General features: G+C 63.8%; 12 protein-coding genes. 6 read left to right on the top strand and 6 right to left on the bottom strand.

Translation table 11 applies throughout. The features are described from left to right. Positions 1-181: 181 nt before the first annotated feature. Positions 182-1,420: a right-handed parallel beta-helix repeat-containing protein gene (locus E3T51_RS16770; RefSeq protein ID WP_166806439.1), complete on the top strand. Its 1,239-nt coding sequence runs from the start codon at positions 182-184 to the stop codon at positions 1,418-1,420. A 90-nt stretch (positions 1,421-1,510) separates the two neighbouring features. On the opposite strand, the gene E3T51_RS10570 is transcribed toward E3T51_RS16770, so the two are convergent. After that, the gene (locus E3T51_RS10570) at positions 1,511-2,026 is read right to left on the bottom strand and encodes an FAD synthase family protein (RefSeq protein ID WP_134529784.1); all 516 of its coding nucleotides are present in this window, start codon (positions 2,024-2,026) and stop codon (positions 1,511-1,513) included. A 242-nt stretch (positions 2,027-2,268) separates the two neighbouring features. Here E3T51_RS10570 and E3T51_RS10565 point away from each other — a divergent pair, with 242 nt between their 5' ends. Then, positions 2,269-4,116 (top strand): WD40 repeat domain-containing protein, encoded by a 1,848-nt coding sequence (locus E3T51_RS10565; RefSeq protein WP_134529783.1) that lies wholly within the window; start codon positions 2,269-2,271, stop codon positions 4,114-4,116. 94 nt (positions 4,117-4,210) lie between these two features. Here E3T51_RS10565 and E3T51_RS10560 read toward each other — a convergent pair whose 3' ends face one another. Beyond that, entirely contained in the window at positions 4,211-5,284 is a 1,074-nt protein-coding gene (locus tag E3T51_RS10560) for a glycosyltransferase family 4 protein (protein ID WP_134529782.1), read from the bottom strand. Positions 5,285-5,694: 410 nt separating this feature from the next. Between E3T51_RS10560 and E3T51_RS10555 the strand changes: the two genes are divergently transcribed. The 4 genes from E3T51_RS10555 (at position 5,695) to E3T51_RS10540 (ending at position 12,063) form a co-directional block, all read left to right on the top strand. After that, entirely contained in the window at positions 5,695-6,231 is a 537-nt protein-coding gene (locus E3T51_RS10555; protein WP_166806438.1) for a hypothetical protein, read from the top strand. Positions 6,232-6,350: 119 nt separating this feature from the next. Continuing rightward, positions 6,351-9,938: a PKD domain-containing protein gene (locus E3T51_RS10550; RefSeq protein ID WP_134529780.1), complete on the top strand. Its 3,588-nt coding sequence runs from the start codon at positions 6,351-6,353 to the stop codon at positions 9,936-9,938. A gap of 78 nt (positions 9,939-10,016) precedes the next feature. Then, positions 10,017-10,991 (top strand): glycosyltransferase family 2 protein, encoded by a 975-nt coding sequence (locus E3T51_RS10545; protein WP_134529779.1) that lies wholly within the window; start codon positions 10,017-10,019, stop codon positions 10,989-10,991. Beyond that, entirely contained in the window at positions 10,984-12,063 is a 1,080-nt protein-coding gene (locus E3T51_RS10540; RefSeq protein WP_134529778.1) for a glycosyltransferase family 4 protein, read from the top strand. The genes E3T51_RS10545 and E3T51_RS10540 overlap by 8 nt, the downstream gene beginning before the upstream one ends. Before the next feature lie 24 nt (positions 12,064-12,087). Here the strand turns inward: E3T51_RS10540 and E3T51_RS10535 are convergent, their stop codons facing one another. The 4 genes from E3T51_RS10535 to E3T51_RS10520 all read right to left on the bottom strand — a co-directional run bounded on the left by E3T51_RS10535 (position 12,088) and on the right by E3T51_RS10520 (position 16,715). Continuing rightward, entirely contained in the window at positions 12,088-13,098 is a 1,011-nt protein-coding gene (locus tag E3T51_RS10535) for a glycosyltransferase family protein (protein ID WP_241989267.1), read from the bottom strand. Then, complete coding sequence (locus E3T51_RS10530) at positions 13,098-14,564, bottom strand: tyrosine-protein kinase domain-containing protein (protein ID WP_134529776.1); 1,467 nt, start codon at positions 14,562-14,564, stop codon at positions 13,098-13,100. Before E3T51_RS10530 ends, E3T51_RS10535 begins: the two co-directional genes overlap by 1 nt. 127 nt (positions 14,565-14,691) lie before the next feature. Then, complete coding sequence (locus tag E3T51_RS10525; protein WP_134529775.1) at positions 14,692-15,465, bottom strand: CDP-alcohol phosphatidyltransferase family protein; 774 nt, start codon at positions 15,463-15,465, stop codon at positions 14,692-14,694. Next, the gene (locus E3T51_RS10520) at positions 15,462-16,715 is read right to left on the bottom strand and encodes a DUF1972 domain-containing protein (RefSeq protein WP_134529774.1); all 1,254 of its coding nucleotides are present in this window, start codon (positions 16,713-16,715) and stop codon (positions 15,462-15,464) included. The genes E3T51_RS10525 and E3T51_RS10520 overlap by 4 nt, the downstream gene beginning before the upstream one ends.

Raw genomic sequence — 16,715 nt, 5'->3', positions numbered from 1 at the left:
GCCGGGCTGGCACTCCGGGCGTTCCCGCGCACCTCAAGGTATTCATAACCTTCCGTTTGACCCGCTCTTGTCGATACGGAATGCTGTACCCACGACCGGCGGCTCCCTTCAGCTGCCCCGCCCAACACGCCCCGAAACGTGTGCAGGACACGAAATTGCCTCTATGAAACTCAATCCGAATATGTTTACTGGCTTGCCCGCCCTCAAGGAAGCTCGCTCCCCCTTCCGCCGCGCGCGCGCGACGGCTGCCGCCGCTGTTGCGCTGGGGCTGATCTACGCCCTCGTTGGCGTCGGTCCGGCCCAGGCCGCACAACAGCCAGGAGAGGAGTATGCGATCACGCCGTGGGGTGCCGAGCCCGCGGCCCCCCCCGTGGCCGAAACCACTCCGGGATTGGGCCTGACCCCGGCCCAATTGCGCTGGCTCATGGCGAAGTTGTTTCCGCCGGTCTCGCCGGCTCCGGATCCGGATCCGATTGTGGCCCCCGATCCTCAGCCCGCTCCCGTGCCGGCGCCGGTGCCCGCGCCGGTGCCGGTGCCGGCCCCGGCTCCCGTTCCGGTTCCGTCCCCTACTCCCGCGCCGGTGCCTGTCCCGCGGCCCGCGCCGGTGCCGGCACCCGTTCCGGTACCCTCGCCGCCGTCAACCGGCGGCACACCCAACGAGCGCAACACCGGTGTACCGGCCGGCACCGATTTGACGGTGCACAACGGCGACCTGACCATCACGCGGGCCGGAACCGTCATTGATGGCCTCGACATTCGCGGCATGGTCAAAGTCGAAGCACCCAATGTCACGATCAGGAACTCGATCGTGCGCGGACGAGATCTGAACGGGCCGATGGCCCTCATCGGCAATCTCGGCGGCTACGAAAATCTGCGCATCATCGACACCGAGCTGTTCCCATCCACGCCATCACCCGATGTTCAGGGAATCTACGGCTACAACTTTGAGGCAACGCGCCTCAACATTCACGGTGTCATTGACGGTATTCACATCACGGGTGGAAACGTTGCCATCACGGACTCATGGCTTCACGACAACCTGCACTACGACAGGGACCCGAACCAGGGCGGCACGCCGAGTCATGACGATGCCATCCAAATCCAGGAAGGGTCCAACATCCTCATCGAAGGCAATCGGTTGACCGACGCCTGGAACGCGTCCGTGCAGGTCACCCAGGACCGCGGTGACGTAGAGAACCTCACCATCACGGACAATGTCGTCGACGGTGGCGGATGCTCGATCAACCTCGCTGAGAAAAGTCACGGCCCCCTGCGTGGCGTGGTCATCACGGATAATACTTTTGGTCGCAATACTCGGGTCGACGATTGTGCGGTGATTGCGCGTTCGTCCACGAAGGTCAAGATGGCGCGCAACTATTACACGCCCGATGACACCCTGGTCGTGGTTCACGCCGGGTGACCGGGGCGACCGGGACTCATTGAAGAGGGCGGGTTGCTTGTGCGCTGCACGAGGAACCCGCCCTCCCGCCATTCCGGGAGCCAGTCGATGCTAGGAAGTGCCTTCAATCGCTCGGGTCTGCCAGCGCGAAGCGGCATCCGGTCGCGTCAGCGCGTCCAGGGCTCGACGCAACATCGTGCTCGAGGTGTTCACTGTGTATGGAAAATAGACCACATCAACGCCGACAGCGGCGAACTCGCGCTCGAGGTGCATGCCACGTGGGGTTCCTCGCCAGTCGTCGCCTTTAAAGAAGACATCGAAACGCAGCTGACGCCACGTCTCCATCTTGTCTTGCACGACTTCGGCGACGGCCTCATCGACGAATGAAATATGCCGCACAATCTCAAGGCGCTCGAACAGTGGAACAACCGGAGTGACGCCCTTGGTCAGTTCCAGCATTTCGTCGGACGCGACGCCAGCGATCAGGTAGTCGCACTGGCTTTTGGCGTGTTTAAGAATATTGAGGTGGCCCACGTGAAAAAGATCGAAAGCGCCTGCGGCATAGCCGATGCGGAGAGGTCTCGTTGCATTGATGTCTGAATCCGGGGAATAGTGTCCTGCAGCCATAAAGTACTCAGATTTCTTTCAGGCCACCCGGCGAGGGCGGCAGCAGTCGAGTAGAGGAGGGTCAGGGGAGGCAATGAGAAATCCTAACGTTTATTGGCTGGCCTGACTAGGGTGCTGTTCGGCTCGTTCATCTTCGGGATGCAACTGCTATTTTGCGGTAGGAGAAAGCGGAAAACTGAGTATACTTCGAAAATTGCTGGGGTCGACCCGAGCCCCTGAAAACGAGAAGATGAGGCTCTTTTATGTCGTGGCGTTTCCGTTCCCCCGTGACAGCCGTTGTCGCCTTGGCCGTAATGACCAGTGCGATATTTACCGGAGCGGGAGCGGCCCAGGCCGACACCGCACCCCCCAGCGCCTCCACCCCTAAGACCGTCGCAGCGGACGCCCTGCCCACAGCGCAAATCAACGGCGTCGTGTGGTCGCAGGCGATTGTGGGAAATACGGTCTACGTCGGCGGTGAATTCACCCGGGCGCGTCCCGCCGGAGCCGCAGCCGGAACGAGCGAGGTGTCCCGCAACAATCTCATGGCCTACAACTTGTCGACCGGAGTGATGACATCCTTTAATCCCAGCGTGAATGGTGTCGTGCGGGCGATTACCGCCTCCCCCGACGGATCCCGCATCTACGTTGGTGGTGGCTTCAGTACCGTCGGCGGAGTCTCCCGCTCGCGGCTCGCGGCATTCAGCACGGCGAGCGGGGCGCTCCTGTCCGACTGGACGCCGACGGCGAACGGCACCGTCCGTGCCCTCGGTACCTTCGGCAGTACGGTGTATGCCGGCGGGAGTTTCACGTCGGCCAGCGGGCAGAGTCGTCAGAAGGCAGCATCCTTCAGTGCTTCCACGGGTGCATTGGGAACCTGGAAGGGAACCATTCCCGATGGTGCCGTCAATGCGCTGACAATCTCACCGAACGGCGACCGCGTCGTCATCGGCGGTTCATTCACCTCCTACAACGGAGCTAGGGCACCCGGCTACGGTATGGCCGCCACGAACTCGAGCACCGGCGCCGCCGTCGCGTGGAATATTGGCAAGCTGATCAAGAATGCCGGCCCCAACGGGGCAATTCTCTCCCTCACCTCCGATGCCGACGGTGTCTATGGCACCGGCTACGATTTTGGGGCGGGAGCAATGTTCGAGGGAACGTTCCGGGCCAGTTGGAGCAGCGGGAATACCGTCTGGATCGAAGACTGCCACGGCGATACTTATTCGGCTGTACCGGTCGGCGACGTCGTGTACACCACCGCCCACGCCCACTTCTGTGGAAATATCGGAGGGTTTCCGGAGACGACGCCGCGTAGCTATCACCGCACACTGACCTTCAGCAAAGCAGCCACCTGCACTATCACTCGAAATGTAACGGGCGGCAGTTACTTCAACTTCGAGGGCCGGCCGTGCCCCACCTTGCTGGCGTTCTACCCCGACATCAACACCGGTACGTATACCGGGCAGGGCCAGGGCCCGTGGAACCTCGCGGCGAACTCCCAGTACGTTCTCTATGGTGGCGAATTCACCATCGTGAACAACAAGCGCCAACAGGGCCTCACGCGTTTTGCCGTGTCGTCCATCGCGCCCGACAAGGAAGGCCCCAAGGCCACGGGCACGAGTTTTCGGCCGACGCTCAGCATCCCGAGTGCCAACTCTGTGAAGGTCACCTGGAAGTCCAACTATGACCGTGACAACGAGCAGCTCACCTACCAGGTGTTGCGAAACGGAGTCGTCGTGCGCACGCAGACGGGTCTCTCGGTGGACTGGAGGCGGCCGACCCTAAGTTGGACCGACACCGGGCGATCGGGTGGCACCACCTACACCTACCAAGTGCGGGCGACCGATCCGTTCGGTAATACTGTGACCGGATCGTCGGCAAGCATCAGGGCGACCGGCGCGGCAAACAAGACGACTCCCGACCAGACCGTCATACCGGGTGCGCCGGCGCAGGCCCCCGACGCAACGCTGACGCCGGATATCGCTCCGGTTCCCGACGTAGCTCCCCTGCCGGATGTCGTGCCGGAACCGGGGGTGCAGCAGGAACCAGGAACCAAACCGGTGCCGGATGACGCGCCCGCGCCGCTGCCCGAGGTGCCAGCCGCCTAGCGCGGTGTCAGTCGTGCATCACCCCTGAAGGGGCCGCCCGCTAACAGGGCGGTCCCTTCAGGCTTGCGTTGTGGAAGACCGCGCCATGTTGTTTCTAGCTTCTGGTGACGACCTGGGCAATAAGGTCACGGCGACGCTCCTGCGAAAAAAGTGCATTGACCGCGGCAGGTTCTGGCAAAGCGGGGTGTTCTTTTAGTGTCACGGCCAAATCAAGGAGTGCGCCGGTGATGTCCCGGTCCGGAGAATCTGTGCGCGGCACCCCAATGCCGCCGACTACCGGAAGGACTTCTCCAGCGCCGCCGTCCGCGAAGCCAACCGATCGCAGGCCGACCCGCCAGGCTTCGATCGGTACCAACCCGAACGGTTCGGGAGTAGACGGAAAACAGGCCACGGCATCGATCTCATCCGCAATGGCCGCCACCGAGGGAGCTTCTCCGCGGTACTCGATGCGCGGGTCACGATTGACCAGCGCCATCACGTCCTGAAGAGCGTCATCCTGTCCGGGATACGGCGCGCCGAAGAGCAGGAGCCGCCAGTCCCGGCCGGACAACATCGTCGATTGAAATGCCGTGGCCACCTCCAGATGTCCCTTGTGCCCGTTGACGCGTCCGACGACAGCGAGCGTCAGCGGGTCGTGCACGGCACGCATCGGTACCGTTTCGACGGCGCTGAAGACCGGAGATGTGACAGTCAGGCGGTCCCACCCAACGCCTTGGGCGTGCAACCACTCGGCAGTGGCCCCACTGCACGCGCACACCGGAAAGGTGCCGGGTGCCAGCACTGTGCGCACGAGCAGGCCGCCGACTCGCCCTAAGAGGAGTTCATGCACCGAGACATAGAAGCGTCGGCGACGCAGACGTAGCAGTGGGATGTAGGCACTCAGGGCCAGGGTCCACAAAACAACGACGTCGGCGAGTGCCACGTCGTGTCGCAAAGTGAGCGGGTGCAGTAGGTCGGTCAATTTGCTTCGACGAAGCACTACCAGTGACGAATCAATTACGACCGAAACTGATGCGCCGAACCGGGCAAGGTCCGTGGACAACGGACCGGTGTGTGGAACAACGATGAGCACCTCGTGCCCCAGGCGGACCAAGCACTCGACTTCCTGGCAGAGCACCTTGCTGGCACCGTAGGCATCATTGCTGCCGTGCAAAATGGCAAATTTCATGTCTGTCGCTTCGGTCGAGTGTTTGGTGTGGTGCCGGGCGGATGCCGGAGTTCCACACTGTACAGCCTGAGCGGGTGCCCCCGTATGGGGTCCAGCTGCCCCCTAGGAATGCGGGCGCGTCCCGTGTATTAATGACTGCATCATATTAATAGCCGCACCAAGAACTTGACCCGATCGTGTGACCAGCAACCTGGAGTTTTACCATGGCAGTGCGCCACCCCGTTGATAACAACACAGGTCCCACCGTGGGTGGGAGTTCGATTCCTCGGCGGCGCTTCTGGTGGATCGTTGCAGCCGCTGCGCTGGCAGTACTCATCGTCGTACTAGTGGTCGCCGGTGTCGCCGCATCGAACAGCGGCGGCCCGAATACAATCGCAAGTAACAACGGCCCTGCGCCGAGCTCGAGGACGATGGCAACGCCGACAGCGGTGCCATCGCCCGACCCATCACCTACAGCGGTTCCGACTGCCGCACCGCCCGCACCGCCCGCACCGCCCGCTCCGCCCGAGCCGACCGAGGCTGCCGCGGTCGTTCCTGCTCCGCCCGCCGAACAGGCGCCGGTACCGCTGACCGACTCCGCTGCGGCCGTTCAGGGTGTGGTGTTCAGCATCGGCGCCCTCGAAGCCGTCGACGGGGTCGCGCGCGGACCGGGCGAGGTGGGTGGGCCTTCCCTGCGTTTCGCCGTGACCGTGCGCAATGACACGGCCGATGCCGTGTCAATGACCTCAACGGTGGTCAACCTGTTTTTCGGTGCGGAGCAGAGTCCGGCGACTGAATTGACGGCGTCGGGTGGGGCGCCGTTCCCGGAATCGGTCGCAGCGGGGGCGACCCAGCAAGGGGTCTTCGTTTTCGCGGTGCCGAATGACCAGCGCGACCAGGTGCGCATCGCCGTGGATTACTCCGCAGGCGTGCCGATCGTGCTGTTTGAGGGTGCCGCCCCGCGCTGAGTATCCCTGCGACTGTGCCCCGGATAGGGGGCAGCCATCCATGAAAGATTCTCACTATACTCCAAATAATGCGGTGGCTACCCGACGGCCCGGCACCTCGTCCCGAGTAAGGAATCATCGTGCGACTTCTCCCTGCGTCTCGCCTGCACGTAAACCCGTCCACGGTCGCGATGCGCGACGAGCCCCGATCGCGGGCTACTCACACGCTGCGCGCCGGCTGGCTCAGCCTGGTCACCATCCTTGCCGTGCTCGCCGGAATCCTGACCGCGCCGTTCGCCGCTCAGGCCGACACTGCTCCAGTGGATTCCAGCACTCCGGCGACTTTCGCGGCCGACGCGCTGCCCACGGCCCAGATCAACGGCGTCGTCTGGTCCCAGGTCATCGTGGGCAACACCGTCTACGCCGGCGGCGAGTTCACCAGGGCCAGACCGGCCGGTTCGGCCGCCGGTGTAAACGAGGTGGTGCGTAACAACCTGCTCGCCTACAACCTCACGACCGGCGTCCTGGTAGCGAGCTTCAATCCCGACCTCAACGGTGCGGTCCGATCGCTCGCTGCTTCCGCCGACGGCACCCGGCTCTATGCTGGCGGATTCTTCACCACCGTCGGCGGTGTGGCCCGATACCGCCTCGCGGCGTTCGACACCGCCACTGGGTCGCTTGTCTCATCTTGGGCGCCGACCGCCAACGCCTCGGTAAAGGCCTTGGCAATCTTTGGCGACACCGTCTACGTGGGCGGCGTGTTCACCTCGGCGAGCGGGGTCGCGCGCAACCAGATGGCGGCGTTCGCCGCCTCCAACGGTGCCATCCGCGACTGGACCGGCGACCCGACTGGCGGGTCGGTCAACGCCATGGCGATCTCGCCGGACGGCACTAAAGTTCTCATCGGAGGCTCCTTCACCGCGTATAACGGCGGCGCTGCTCCCGGCTACGGCATGGCCGCGACGGACTCGGTCACCGGTGCGTCGCTGCCCTGGGCCGTGAACGCCACGGTTCGTAACGGTGGTGTGAATGGAGCTATCACCAGCTTGTCCTCCTCGGCCGACGGCGCTTTTGGCACCGGCTATGACTACGGCGTTGGAGCGAACTTCGAAGGCACCTTCCGGGCGAACTGGAGTGATGGTTCGCTCGTCTGGCTGGAGGACTGTCACGGAGACACCTACTCCGTCGTTCCAATCGCCGGTGCCGTCTACACGACGGGCCACCCCCACTACTGCGGCAATCTCGGCAATCTCGGCGGCCCGGTTGAGACCAGCCCCCGCTCCTACCACCGCACCCTGACCTTCTCCATGGCAGCCACCAGCACACTCACCCCGAATGCGGTCGGCAGCTACGCCAGCTTCACCGCAAAACCGAGCCCCAGCCTGCTCACGTTCTACCCCGAGATCAACTCCGGCAAATTCACCGGCCAGGGTCAGGGCCCGTGGACCGTCACAGCCAATAATGAATATTTGCTCTACGGCGGTGAGTTCACCAACGTCAACAATAAAGGTCAGCAGGGCCTGGTGCGCTTTGCGAACAAGGCGATTGCACCCAATAAGGAAGGACCACGCGTCGCGAACGCGGCATTCGCCGCATCCGCTTTCGTGCCGACCGCCGACTCGCTCTCGACTGGTACCGCCCGCATCGGATGGAAGGCAGCCTTCGACCGGGACAATGAACAGCTCAGCTACGAGGTGCTGCGTGACGGTGTCTCTGTCGGCACGGTGAAGGGTCTCTCGACTGACTGGTCCAGGCCGGCCATGGGCTTCACTGACACCGGACTCACGCCGGGCCAGACCTACGTCTACCGCGTGCGGGTGCAGGACCCCTTCGGTAATGTGAAAACCGGCAACCCCACCAGCGTGACCGTCTCTGGATCCGGCGAGTACAACGCCTACGCCAAGACCGTGCAGAGCGACTCGCCCTCGTCGTACTGGCCTCTCGGCGAATCCAGCGGTACGACAGCCTACGACTGGGCTGCGGCCTCAAACGAGACCGCAGGCACCGGTGTCATCCGCAACGTGCCGGGCGCGCTTGCTGCAGACTCGGGCACAGCGTCCCGCTTTAGCGGTACGAACGTAGGTACGGCAGCATCATCCGCATTCGAGACTCCTCGGGGCGCCTTCACCGTAGAAGCCTGGATGAAGACCACCACGACCCGTGGTGGAAAGATCATCGGGCTCGGAAGTGCGGCGAGCGGTGCATCGACGGCCTATGACCGTCACGTTTACATGGACAACGCCGGACGTCTCTGGTTCGGAGTGAAGCCCGGAATCCTGCGAACGGTGAACACAACCGCGTCGTACAACGACGGCCAGTGGCACCACGTAGTGGCGTCGGTCGGGGCCGCAGGCATGTCGCTGTACGTAGACGGTGCTCTCGTGGCACAGCGCACCGACACGACATCGGCGGCACCGATCCAGGGCTTCTGGCGTATCGGAGGCGACAATCTCAGCGGGTGGACCAGTCGGCCGGCGAGTGATTACATTGCAGCCGACATCGACGAGGTCGCCGTCTACGGCACAGCCCTCAGTGCCAGTGCCATCGCCCGACACAACTCGATCGGCCGATCAGGGCCGCCCGCCAACGTTGCGCCGACGGCATCATTCAGCAGTGCGATCACCTACCGTGACCTGAGCGTTGATGCCACCGGGTCGACCGATTCCGACGGTGCCATCACGAGCTATGCCTGGAACTTCGGCGACGGCAGCACCGCAACCGGAGCCATTGCAACGCATTCCTACGCGGCGTCCGGCAGCTACCCGGTCACCCTCGCCGTCACCGACAACTCCGGAGCGAGCACGGTTACCACCCGTACGATTGATGCCACCGACCCGCCGGCCAACGCGCTGCCGACAGCAGCATTCAGCTATCAGGCCACGCCGCTCGCCGTGGCGACGGATGCTTCCACTTCCGCCGACAGCGACGGCACCATCACCGGCTACAGCTGGGACTTCGGCGACGGGAGCACCGGCAGCGGTGTGACCGCCTCACACAGCTACGCCGTTGCGGGCACCTACGACGTGACCCTGACGGTGACCGATAATTCCTCCGCCAGTGCGCAAACCAGGCAGGCGGTTGTCGTTCCGGCAGTCGACCCGAACACCCCGCTGGCCACCGACGCATTCTCCCGCACCGTGGCAACCGGCCTGGGTACCGCCGACACCGGAGGAGCCTGGACGACGACCGGTACGGCATCGAATTACTCGGTCAGTGGCGGAGTCGGCCGCCTCAAGGCCGCTGCCGGAGGCACCGTCAATGCGTACCTGTCTGGCGTATCCCTGCTCGACACTGACATGCTCGTCACCACGACCCTCCAGCAGGATGCGACCGGTTCCGGCGCGTTCACCTCGCTGATCGGCCGCCGGGTCGGTACGGACGACTACCGGGTGCGCATGAAGAATCTGTCGACCGGAGTTGTGCAACTGCAGCTCATGCGCGGGGCTACCACCCTGAAGGCCCAGAACATCTCCGGCCTCACCTACGCAACCGGAACCGAGGTGCAACTGCGCGTTCAGGTCATCGGCTCGGCCCCGACGACAATTCGTGCCAAAGTCTGGGCCCTCGGCACACCGGAACCGTCGGCGTGGCAGACCACGGTGACCGATTCGACCGCTGCGATGCAGACACCCGGTGCCGTTGGTCTGGCCTTCTATCTGGGATCGACTGCTACCGTGACGCCCGTCACCGCGACATTCGATGACCTGATCGTGAAGCGAGCCAATTGAACCGCGCCCCAATCCCGACCTTCTCGTTTTCACACAGCACCACCAGCATCGTTTTCATCGCTACAGAGGGGTTTGGGTATGTCATCCGTCCATCGATCCACACGTGACCCGCGCGTAGTGATTGCGGTGCTGACCTATCGACGCCCGGCCGATCTCGAGGAACTCCTGCCGGAACTGCTCGACCAGGCCGGCATGGTGCTGGCACCGGTGGAGATCATCGTCATAGACAACGATCCGGACGCCGGAGCTCGCACCCTCGTGACCGATACCCGGTGGGTAGAAGCCGGGGAGCCCGCATCGACCGGGGTGACTCCCATTCGATACGTGCACGAACCCACCCCGGGTATCGCCTCGGCGCGCAATCGAGCGCTGCACGAAGGTCAGGGTGCCGACCTGCTCATCTTCATCGACGATGACGAACGACCCAGCAGCCACTGGCTCGTGCAACTGCTCGATACCTACTCGACCTATCGGCCCGCGGCCGTCGTCGGCCCGGTACTGTCGCAGTACGATATCGAACCGGACCAGTGGATTCGGGCCGGTGGCTTCTTCGAGCGCCGCCGGTTCATTACGGGCACGCCGGTATCGCTCGCGGCAACGAATAATCTGCTTCTCGATCTAGCCCAGGTGCGTCGATTAGGGCTCAGCTTTGACGAACGGTTCGGGCTGTCGGGCGGGTCGGACTCGTTGTTTACCCGGCAGCTGCACCAACGCGGCGGGCAGATGATCTGGTGCGATGAAGCCATCGTCATCGATATCGTTCCGGCGGATCGTCTCACCCGGGAGTGGGTGCTGCAACGCGCGTTTCGCATGGGAAACACCTGGAGTCGTATCAACCTTGACGACACTGAACATGCCAAACGCGTGCTGGTGCGTATGAATCTGCAAGCGCGCGGCGCCGCGCGGGTTTGCGGCGGGATCGTGCGATACCTCGCCGGATCCCTCGTCGGGCAGGTGCCGTTGCGCGCCCGAGGCCTGCGCACAGCCGCCCGCGGTGCCGGGATGCTGGCCGGTTCGGTGGGCTCGGTCTACCACGAGTACAAGCGTGGCTAGCGTTCGAATTCTGACCGACCGGGCACGGCTGTACCGCACGCTGCGTAGCGCCCACCTCGAGCGGGCACATGAGCTGCCGCCGGCCGCCATTTTGTTCCGCATCAAGAGGTACGACTTTCACGAGGAATTGGCCACGGGCCTCGTGCTCGTGCAGGCTCACCCCGTGCGCGCAGCGTGGTTGCTGGCTCGCTCCTCGATCACGACACTGGAAATTGGCGAACCGCTCATGCTTTCGAGTGTCTGGGCCAGCACGCTGGCGATCAGCGCCCTCCGCCTGCGGGCGCTGATCGGTGGTAGTCGAGCGAGCATCGTGTGTTATGCCTTGGAAAACGCTGACCCGTTCGAACGCCAACTCGATATCCGGGCGCGACTGCGTCGCGGTCTCAACGGCATCGCCGCCCGCTTCGTCTGGCGTCAGACCGACCGCATCGTTTTTGGAACGGATGCGGCACGCGTCACGTACTGCACGGCCCTGCCCGAACCCGCTCGGGATGCCGCTTCGGTCGTTATTCCGGCGTTGCCGGCCGCATGCGCCTGCATCGCTGACGGCGACCCTGAGATGAACCGGGTGGTTTTTCTTGGTGCGTTCGCCCAGCGCAAAGGGTTGCCCAGCCTTCTCGCGGCGTGGCCGCTGGTGACCAAAGCGTTGCCCGAGGCCCGCCTCACCCTGATCGGCAAGGGTGCATTGGAGAATCAGGCGCGGCAGGCCGTCGCCAACGACCCAACGATCGAGCTTGTCATCGACCCGCCACGCAGCGAGATTCACCGACAGTTGCGCCGCGCCAGCGTGCTGGCCCTGCCCAGCCAACCGAGCGCCACTTGGCGTGAACAGGTCGGCCTGCCGATCGTCGAGGGTCTCGCCCACGGCTGTTCGATTGTGACCACGACCGAAACCGGGCTCGCGTCCTGGCTCAACGCGCACGGCCACGAGGTGGTCGCGCCGGGATGCACCCCGCAGCTGCTGGCGGATGCCATGGTGCGCGCCCTGCAGGACCCTCGCCCTGCAGTCGAGGATCTGCCGGCCATCGATGGCCGGCTCGCCGCTGACGCCTGGTTATTCGTTGGCGCCTGAGCGGTATGCCGCCGATCACTCGGTTTAGTGCGAGCGGACAGACTGCACGGCCCTGCCATAGGCCTCGACGTGAGCGGCCGCTCCGACCGACCACCGGCGGTGCGAGAGATCGGGCGCGGGGGCGCTCCGCGGCCACCGCACGCGCACGAGCGCATCGGCCAGAACCTCAGCGCACAGCGGCCCGGTGTAGGTGAGTACCCAATCAGTGCCGACCTCGTTGGCCAGTGCGATCGTTACCGCGTTTTCTGGTACCAATACTGCCCGGTCGAGAGAAAGGGCCAGCAGTGCTGCGCCGGAGTTATGCATCTCGGCGTACGGCAACACGACCAGTTCGGCTGCGTGGATGGCGCCGGCCAGCTCGGCATCACTCGCATGGCGCAGCACAAGCTCGATGCGTGGGTCGCCAGCCGCCGTCAGCCGCAGCTGCTTGGCCAGGTCGCTGGAGTGGGGAGCACCGACGATACGCAGCGTCGGCGGGGGATCGGCCAGGAGCCCGGTGCCCAGCTGCTGAAAGGCGTGCACGAGGGTGTCCACACCCTTGTAGGGGCGAATGAGTCCGAAGTAGAGCAGCCGACCGGGTACGGGCGCGCCTGACGTCACGTCGAAGTACCAGTCTCGGTAGTCGCCGTGCGGGATGGTGTGTTCGAGCGCGTCAGCGGGCACCGGTGTGAATGGGTTGAGCCTGATCCACAGGGTTGTGCGCAGGTCGAAACGCTTGAGTAAGCGTTGGTCATGCCGCGGTGAGAGGTCGTGGCTGCGCACGTTGTGCAGCGTTCGCACTACCGCCGTGCGACACAGGCGCAGGCGCAGCAGGAACAGGCGGAACAACATCCGTCTGGCCAGCGCCCGCACCGGTGTTCGACCCTGCAATAAAATCTCCGGCCAGTGCACGTGGAACACATCGTAACGGCTGGTGAGGGCCCGGCGCCAAGTGAAGCCGAGCACCTCGACGTGTGGGCTGAGCGACCGGCTCAGTTGCAGCAGGTAGGGATTCGTCGTCGTGCGACCCTCCGGAAATGACTGGAGGACCCGCACTATGACGACCGAGTAGGTTCCGACGTGCGGGAGCTGCGACGGCCCGTCTCATCAAAGGTGGTGCGAGGCGCTCGGGTGGCCGTGACCCGGTTGCTCGTTCCTGGGGTCGGCGCGGCAGCACTAGCCGTTGGGGTGAGCGGCCCGTAGTACACCTCAGCGCGACGTTCCCGTACTTGGTTGAGCACGATGCCGAGAATGCGCGCGTTGACGGCTTCGAGCGACTCCAGCGTGGTGGCCAGCTGTTGGCGCGTGGTCGCCCTGTAGCGGGCGACAACAATGGCGCCATCGGTGAGATGTGACAGACCGAGGGCATCGGTGGCCGGCAGCAGCGGCGGGGAATCGACGACGATAAAGTCGTAATCAAGCAGTAGGCGTTGCATCAGGGTTTTCATTGCGTCCGAACCGAGCAACTGTCCGGGGTTGGGCGGCACAGCGCCGGAGGGCAACACGTCGATACCATTCGACCAGCGCACGATGGCGTCGTCGGGTCCGACATCGCCGAGCAGAACAGTCGTCAGTCCCACGTCGCCCTCGAGGTCGCACAGCTCGGCGATCGACGGGCGGCGTAGGTCGGCATCAATTAGGAGTACTCGCGACGACCGTTCCGCCATGGCGAGGGCAAGGTTGATCGCGGTCGTGGACTTGCCATCGCGGGTCACTGCGGACGTAACCACGGCGCTGCGTGGCGGGCTGTCCACGTCGATGAATTCCAGGTTGGCCCGCACTCGCCGGTACGCCTCAGCCAGGGCGCTGTGTGGCATCACCCGCATGACCAGACCTGCTGGGTCGGTGCGCTTCTTGCGACCGATCATTCCGAGCAGGGGATCAGAGGAGACCCGGTCGAGGTCCTTCTCCGTGCTCACCCGGGTATCGAACACCTCGCGGGCCAGGGCGTAGAGCACACCGAGAACGAGCCCGAGCAGCAATCCGGTGACAACGATCAGCTGCGTATTCGGTGCAAACGGGCTGCCAGGCAGCTGAGCAGGAGAAACTGTCTCGACCGTGATCGACGGCAAATTGTCGGGCCCTTTCGGCGCCAAGTTTTCGACCGCGGTGGCGAGGGAATCGGAGACAGCATCAGCGAGAGCCACGGCCTGCGTCGACGACCGGCTGGTAACGGTGATGTTAATGAAAACAGTGTTGATGGGGATCTCCGCGGTGACGCGGGAGGCCAGGGCCTGCGTGGAAATATTCAATCCAAGCTTGCTGATCACCGGGGCCAGAACGGTTGGTGTTGTGGCGAGTTGCGCGTAGGACTGCACAAGGTTTTGAGTGAAGGTTGACGATTGCAACAGCTCGCCTGTGGTCTCACCGCGGTCGCTCGTCACGAAGACGCTGTTGGTTGCCTGGTACTGCGCCGGCTGGGTGGTCGCATAGCCCCACGCCACCGCGCCTCCGAGAAGGCCCACAATAGCGATGAGCAGCCATCGTCTCGTGATGGTTCTCAGATAGTCGATTGGTTCCACAGCTTTCTCCGTCCGGTTGCGCCCACACTACAATCAAGGTGATCAAAACTCACGTCGGAACGTGGGGTGAAGCAGCCCCAGAACGGGGCACAGGCAGAGTCGCTTCGTTGTGACAGCGGATGTCGAACTACGGTCGGGCGACTTCCGCGCGTCCCAGCGCGGTCATATCGCGAAACCATTTGCCGAGCGCCAAGGCGAGATAAAGCGCATTGGCCACAAAAAGCAGGCTGTACAGGCCGAAAAAAGCTAGCGGAGCGCCCAGCAGCACGAAGGCGAGACAGAGTATGCCGTAGTCGGTCGGCAGACCAAGAAATGATCGCAGCGCGGAGCGGGGAGCGGTGGAAAGCGGCGCCGTCGGCGCGTGCTTGGCCTTGAGCAGGTCGTTCAGAATCATTGCGAAGAACGACACGGCGGCCACGACCGCAAACCCGATGGGTACGAGCAGCCAGATCGAATTGGAAAGTGGAAAGTGCGTAAACATCGTGATGAGCACCGCTAGATGCAGGGTTGAAATCTTGATGGAGTCAACGACGTGGTCGAGCCATTCCCCCGAAGGGGAGCCACCGCCGCGCAACCTGGCGACCTGGCCGTCGGCCGAGTCGAAGGCATACCCGATGGCGAGCAGCAGCCACACGATAAGTCCGAGCCACCAGCTCGGCTCACCGATAGCCAAGAGTCCGATCGCACAGAACGTGAAGCCCGCACTGACGGCGGTGACGTTGTTGGGAGTCAGGCCTAACCGAAACGCGCCCGCTGCGAGGTAGCGCCCCACGCGGCGGTTCACGTAGACCGAATAGGCCGGAGCGCCGCGGCCCGCCGTTTTCTGGGCGGACGACAGACGGCGCACGGTGTCACAGTACGATTCGGTCGAACGAGCGATTTGGGCTGAGGTGCTGGTCATAAGGTTATCCCCCTGGATGGCGCGGTTGTCGGTTGCTTGCTCAGGTTGTCGGAAAGGCTCCACATCGACACTCCGGCCCTGCCGCTGCTTTGGCGGTGGGTGCTGTAGCCAACGGCCACCCGCTTAGCGAGTTTTTCGTAGCTGGTCGTGACGCTGTCCCAGTTGTAGAGCTGCTCAGCGCGCTGTTGTAGTGCCGCCGCGACCTCGGCGACTCGATCGGGATTCACTTCTGCGTCTTCGATCAGGGCGCTGAGGGAATCCGCCCCAGAGAAGTAGGCGCCACCTAGGCCGAGGACCTCACGATTGAAGACGACGTCCCAGGCGATGACCATGGTGCCGGCACCCATCGCGCGCAGCAGCGACGGGTTTGTGCCGCCGACCGAGTGGCCATGCAGGTAGGTGCTGGCGTGTTTGTAGAGCTGGTCGAGCTGATTTTGGTCCCACACACTGCCGAGCATGCGAATGCGGGAATCGGAGGCGGCGAGGTCACTGATGCGGTTGGTGTGGTCGGCCGCATAGGGCGCAGAGCCAACGACCACGAGCGGGAGTCGCGCTTCGCTGGCCCGGTATCCCTCGACGATGATGTCGACATGGTTTTCTGGTTCGAACCGGGCAACGACCAGGTGGTAGCCGCCCGGGCGAAGGCCGAGTTCAGCGAGCCGATCTGCCGAGGTATCGTGCAAAATTCGGGTGCCGTACGAGATTAGTTCTGTCGGGACGGAAAACTCGTCCCGGTAGTAGTCAACGATTCCCTGCGCGTCAGCGATGAGGGCGTCAGCTTCGCGCACCGATACTTGCTCGGCCCAGCGGTAGTAGCGTCGACCGGCGCCACCCCACTTGTCGCGCTTCCATTCCAGACCGTCGACGTGCACGACGCTGGGGATTCCGCGTAGGCGCAATAGCGGCACGAACGGCGCGTTGGCAGCGTTGAATACGAATGCGACGTCGGCCGGACGGTGCAGGGTGGCGTGCAAGACCGACAGCCCCGTGTGACTCAAGGTCTCAAGAATTTTGTGGCGCAGTGCCGGTAGCTCGACGAGTTTCATGCCGAGGTACTCTTTTGGCACCGGCTGGGCGGTGCGGCGACAATAGACGGTCACATCGTGACCACGGTCGACGAGCCGGCGGCCAATTTCCTCGACGGCGGTTTCAAAGCCGCCGTAGGCTGCGGGAACTCCGCGGGTACCGATCATTGCGATGCTCAGACGCCGGTGGCTGGTGGGCGCAGTGTGTTCGATGCCCGCGGTCAT

The sequence above is a fragment of the Cryobacterium serini genome (assembly GCF_004404025.1).
In the GTDB taxonomy this organism is placed as follows: Bacteria; Actinomycetota; Actinomycetes; order Actinomycetales; family Microbacteriaceae; genus Cryobacterium; species Cryobacterium serini.
The sequence above is the reverse complement of the archived record's forward strand: the minus strand, read 5'-3'. Positions and strand labels throughout refer to the sequence as shown.

Excerpts from the sequence above, each read along its gene's own strand:
- E3T51_RS16770 (WP_166806439.1), top strand. The coding sequence starts at position 182 with ATGTTTACTGGCTTGCCCGCCCTCAAGGAAGCTCGCTCCCCCTTCCGC.
- E3T51_RS10570 (WP_134529784.1), bottom strand. The coding sequence starts at position 2,026 with ATGGCTGCAGGACACTATTCCCCGGATTCAGACATCAATGCAACGAGA.
- E3T51_RS10565 (WP_134529783.1), top strand. The coding sequence starts at position 2,269 with ATGTCGTGGCGTTTCCGTTCCCCCGTGACAGCCGTTGTCGCCTTGGCC.
- E3T51_RS10560 (WP_134529782.1), bottom strand. The coding sequence starts at position 5,284 with ATGAAATTTGCCATTTTGCACGGCAGCAATGATGCCTACGGTGCCAGC.
- E3T51_RS10555 (WP_166806438.1), top strand. The coding sequence starts at position 5,695 with ATGGCAACGCCGACAGCGGTGCCATCGCCCGACCCATCACCTACAGCG.
- E3T51_RS10545 (WP_134529779.1), top strand. The coding sequence starts at position 10,017 with ATGTCATCCGTCCATCGATCCACACGTGACCCGCGCGTAGTGATTGCG.
- E3T51_RS10525 (WP_134529775.1), bottom strand. The coding sequence starts at position 15,465 with ATGACCAGCACCTCAGCCCAAATCGCTCGTTCGACCGAATCGTACTGT.
- E3T51_RS10520 (WP_134529774.1), bottom strand. The coding sequence starts at position 16,715 with ATGACCGCGGGCATCGAACACACTGCGCCCACCAGCCACCGGCGTCTG.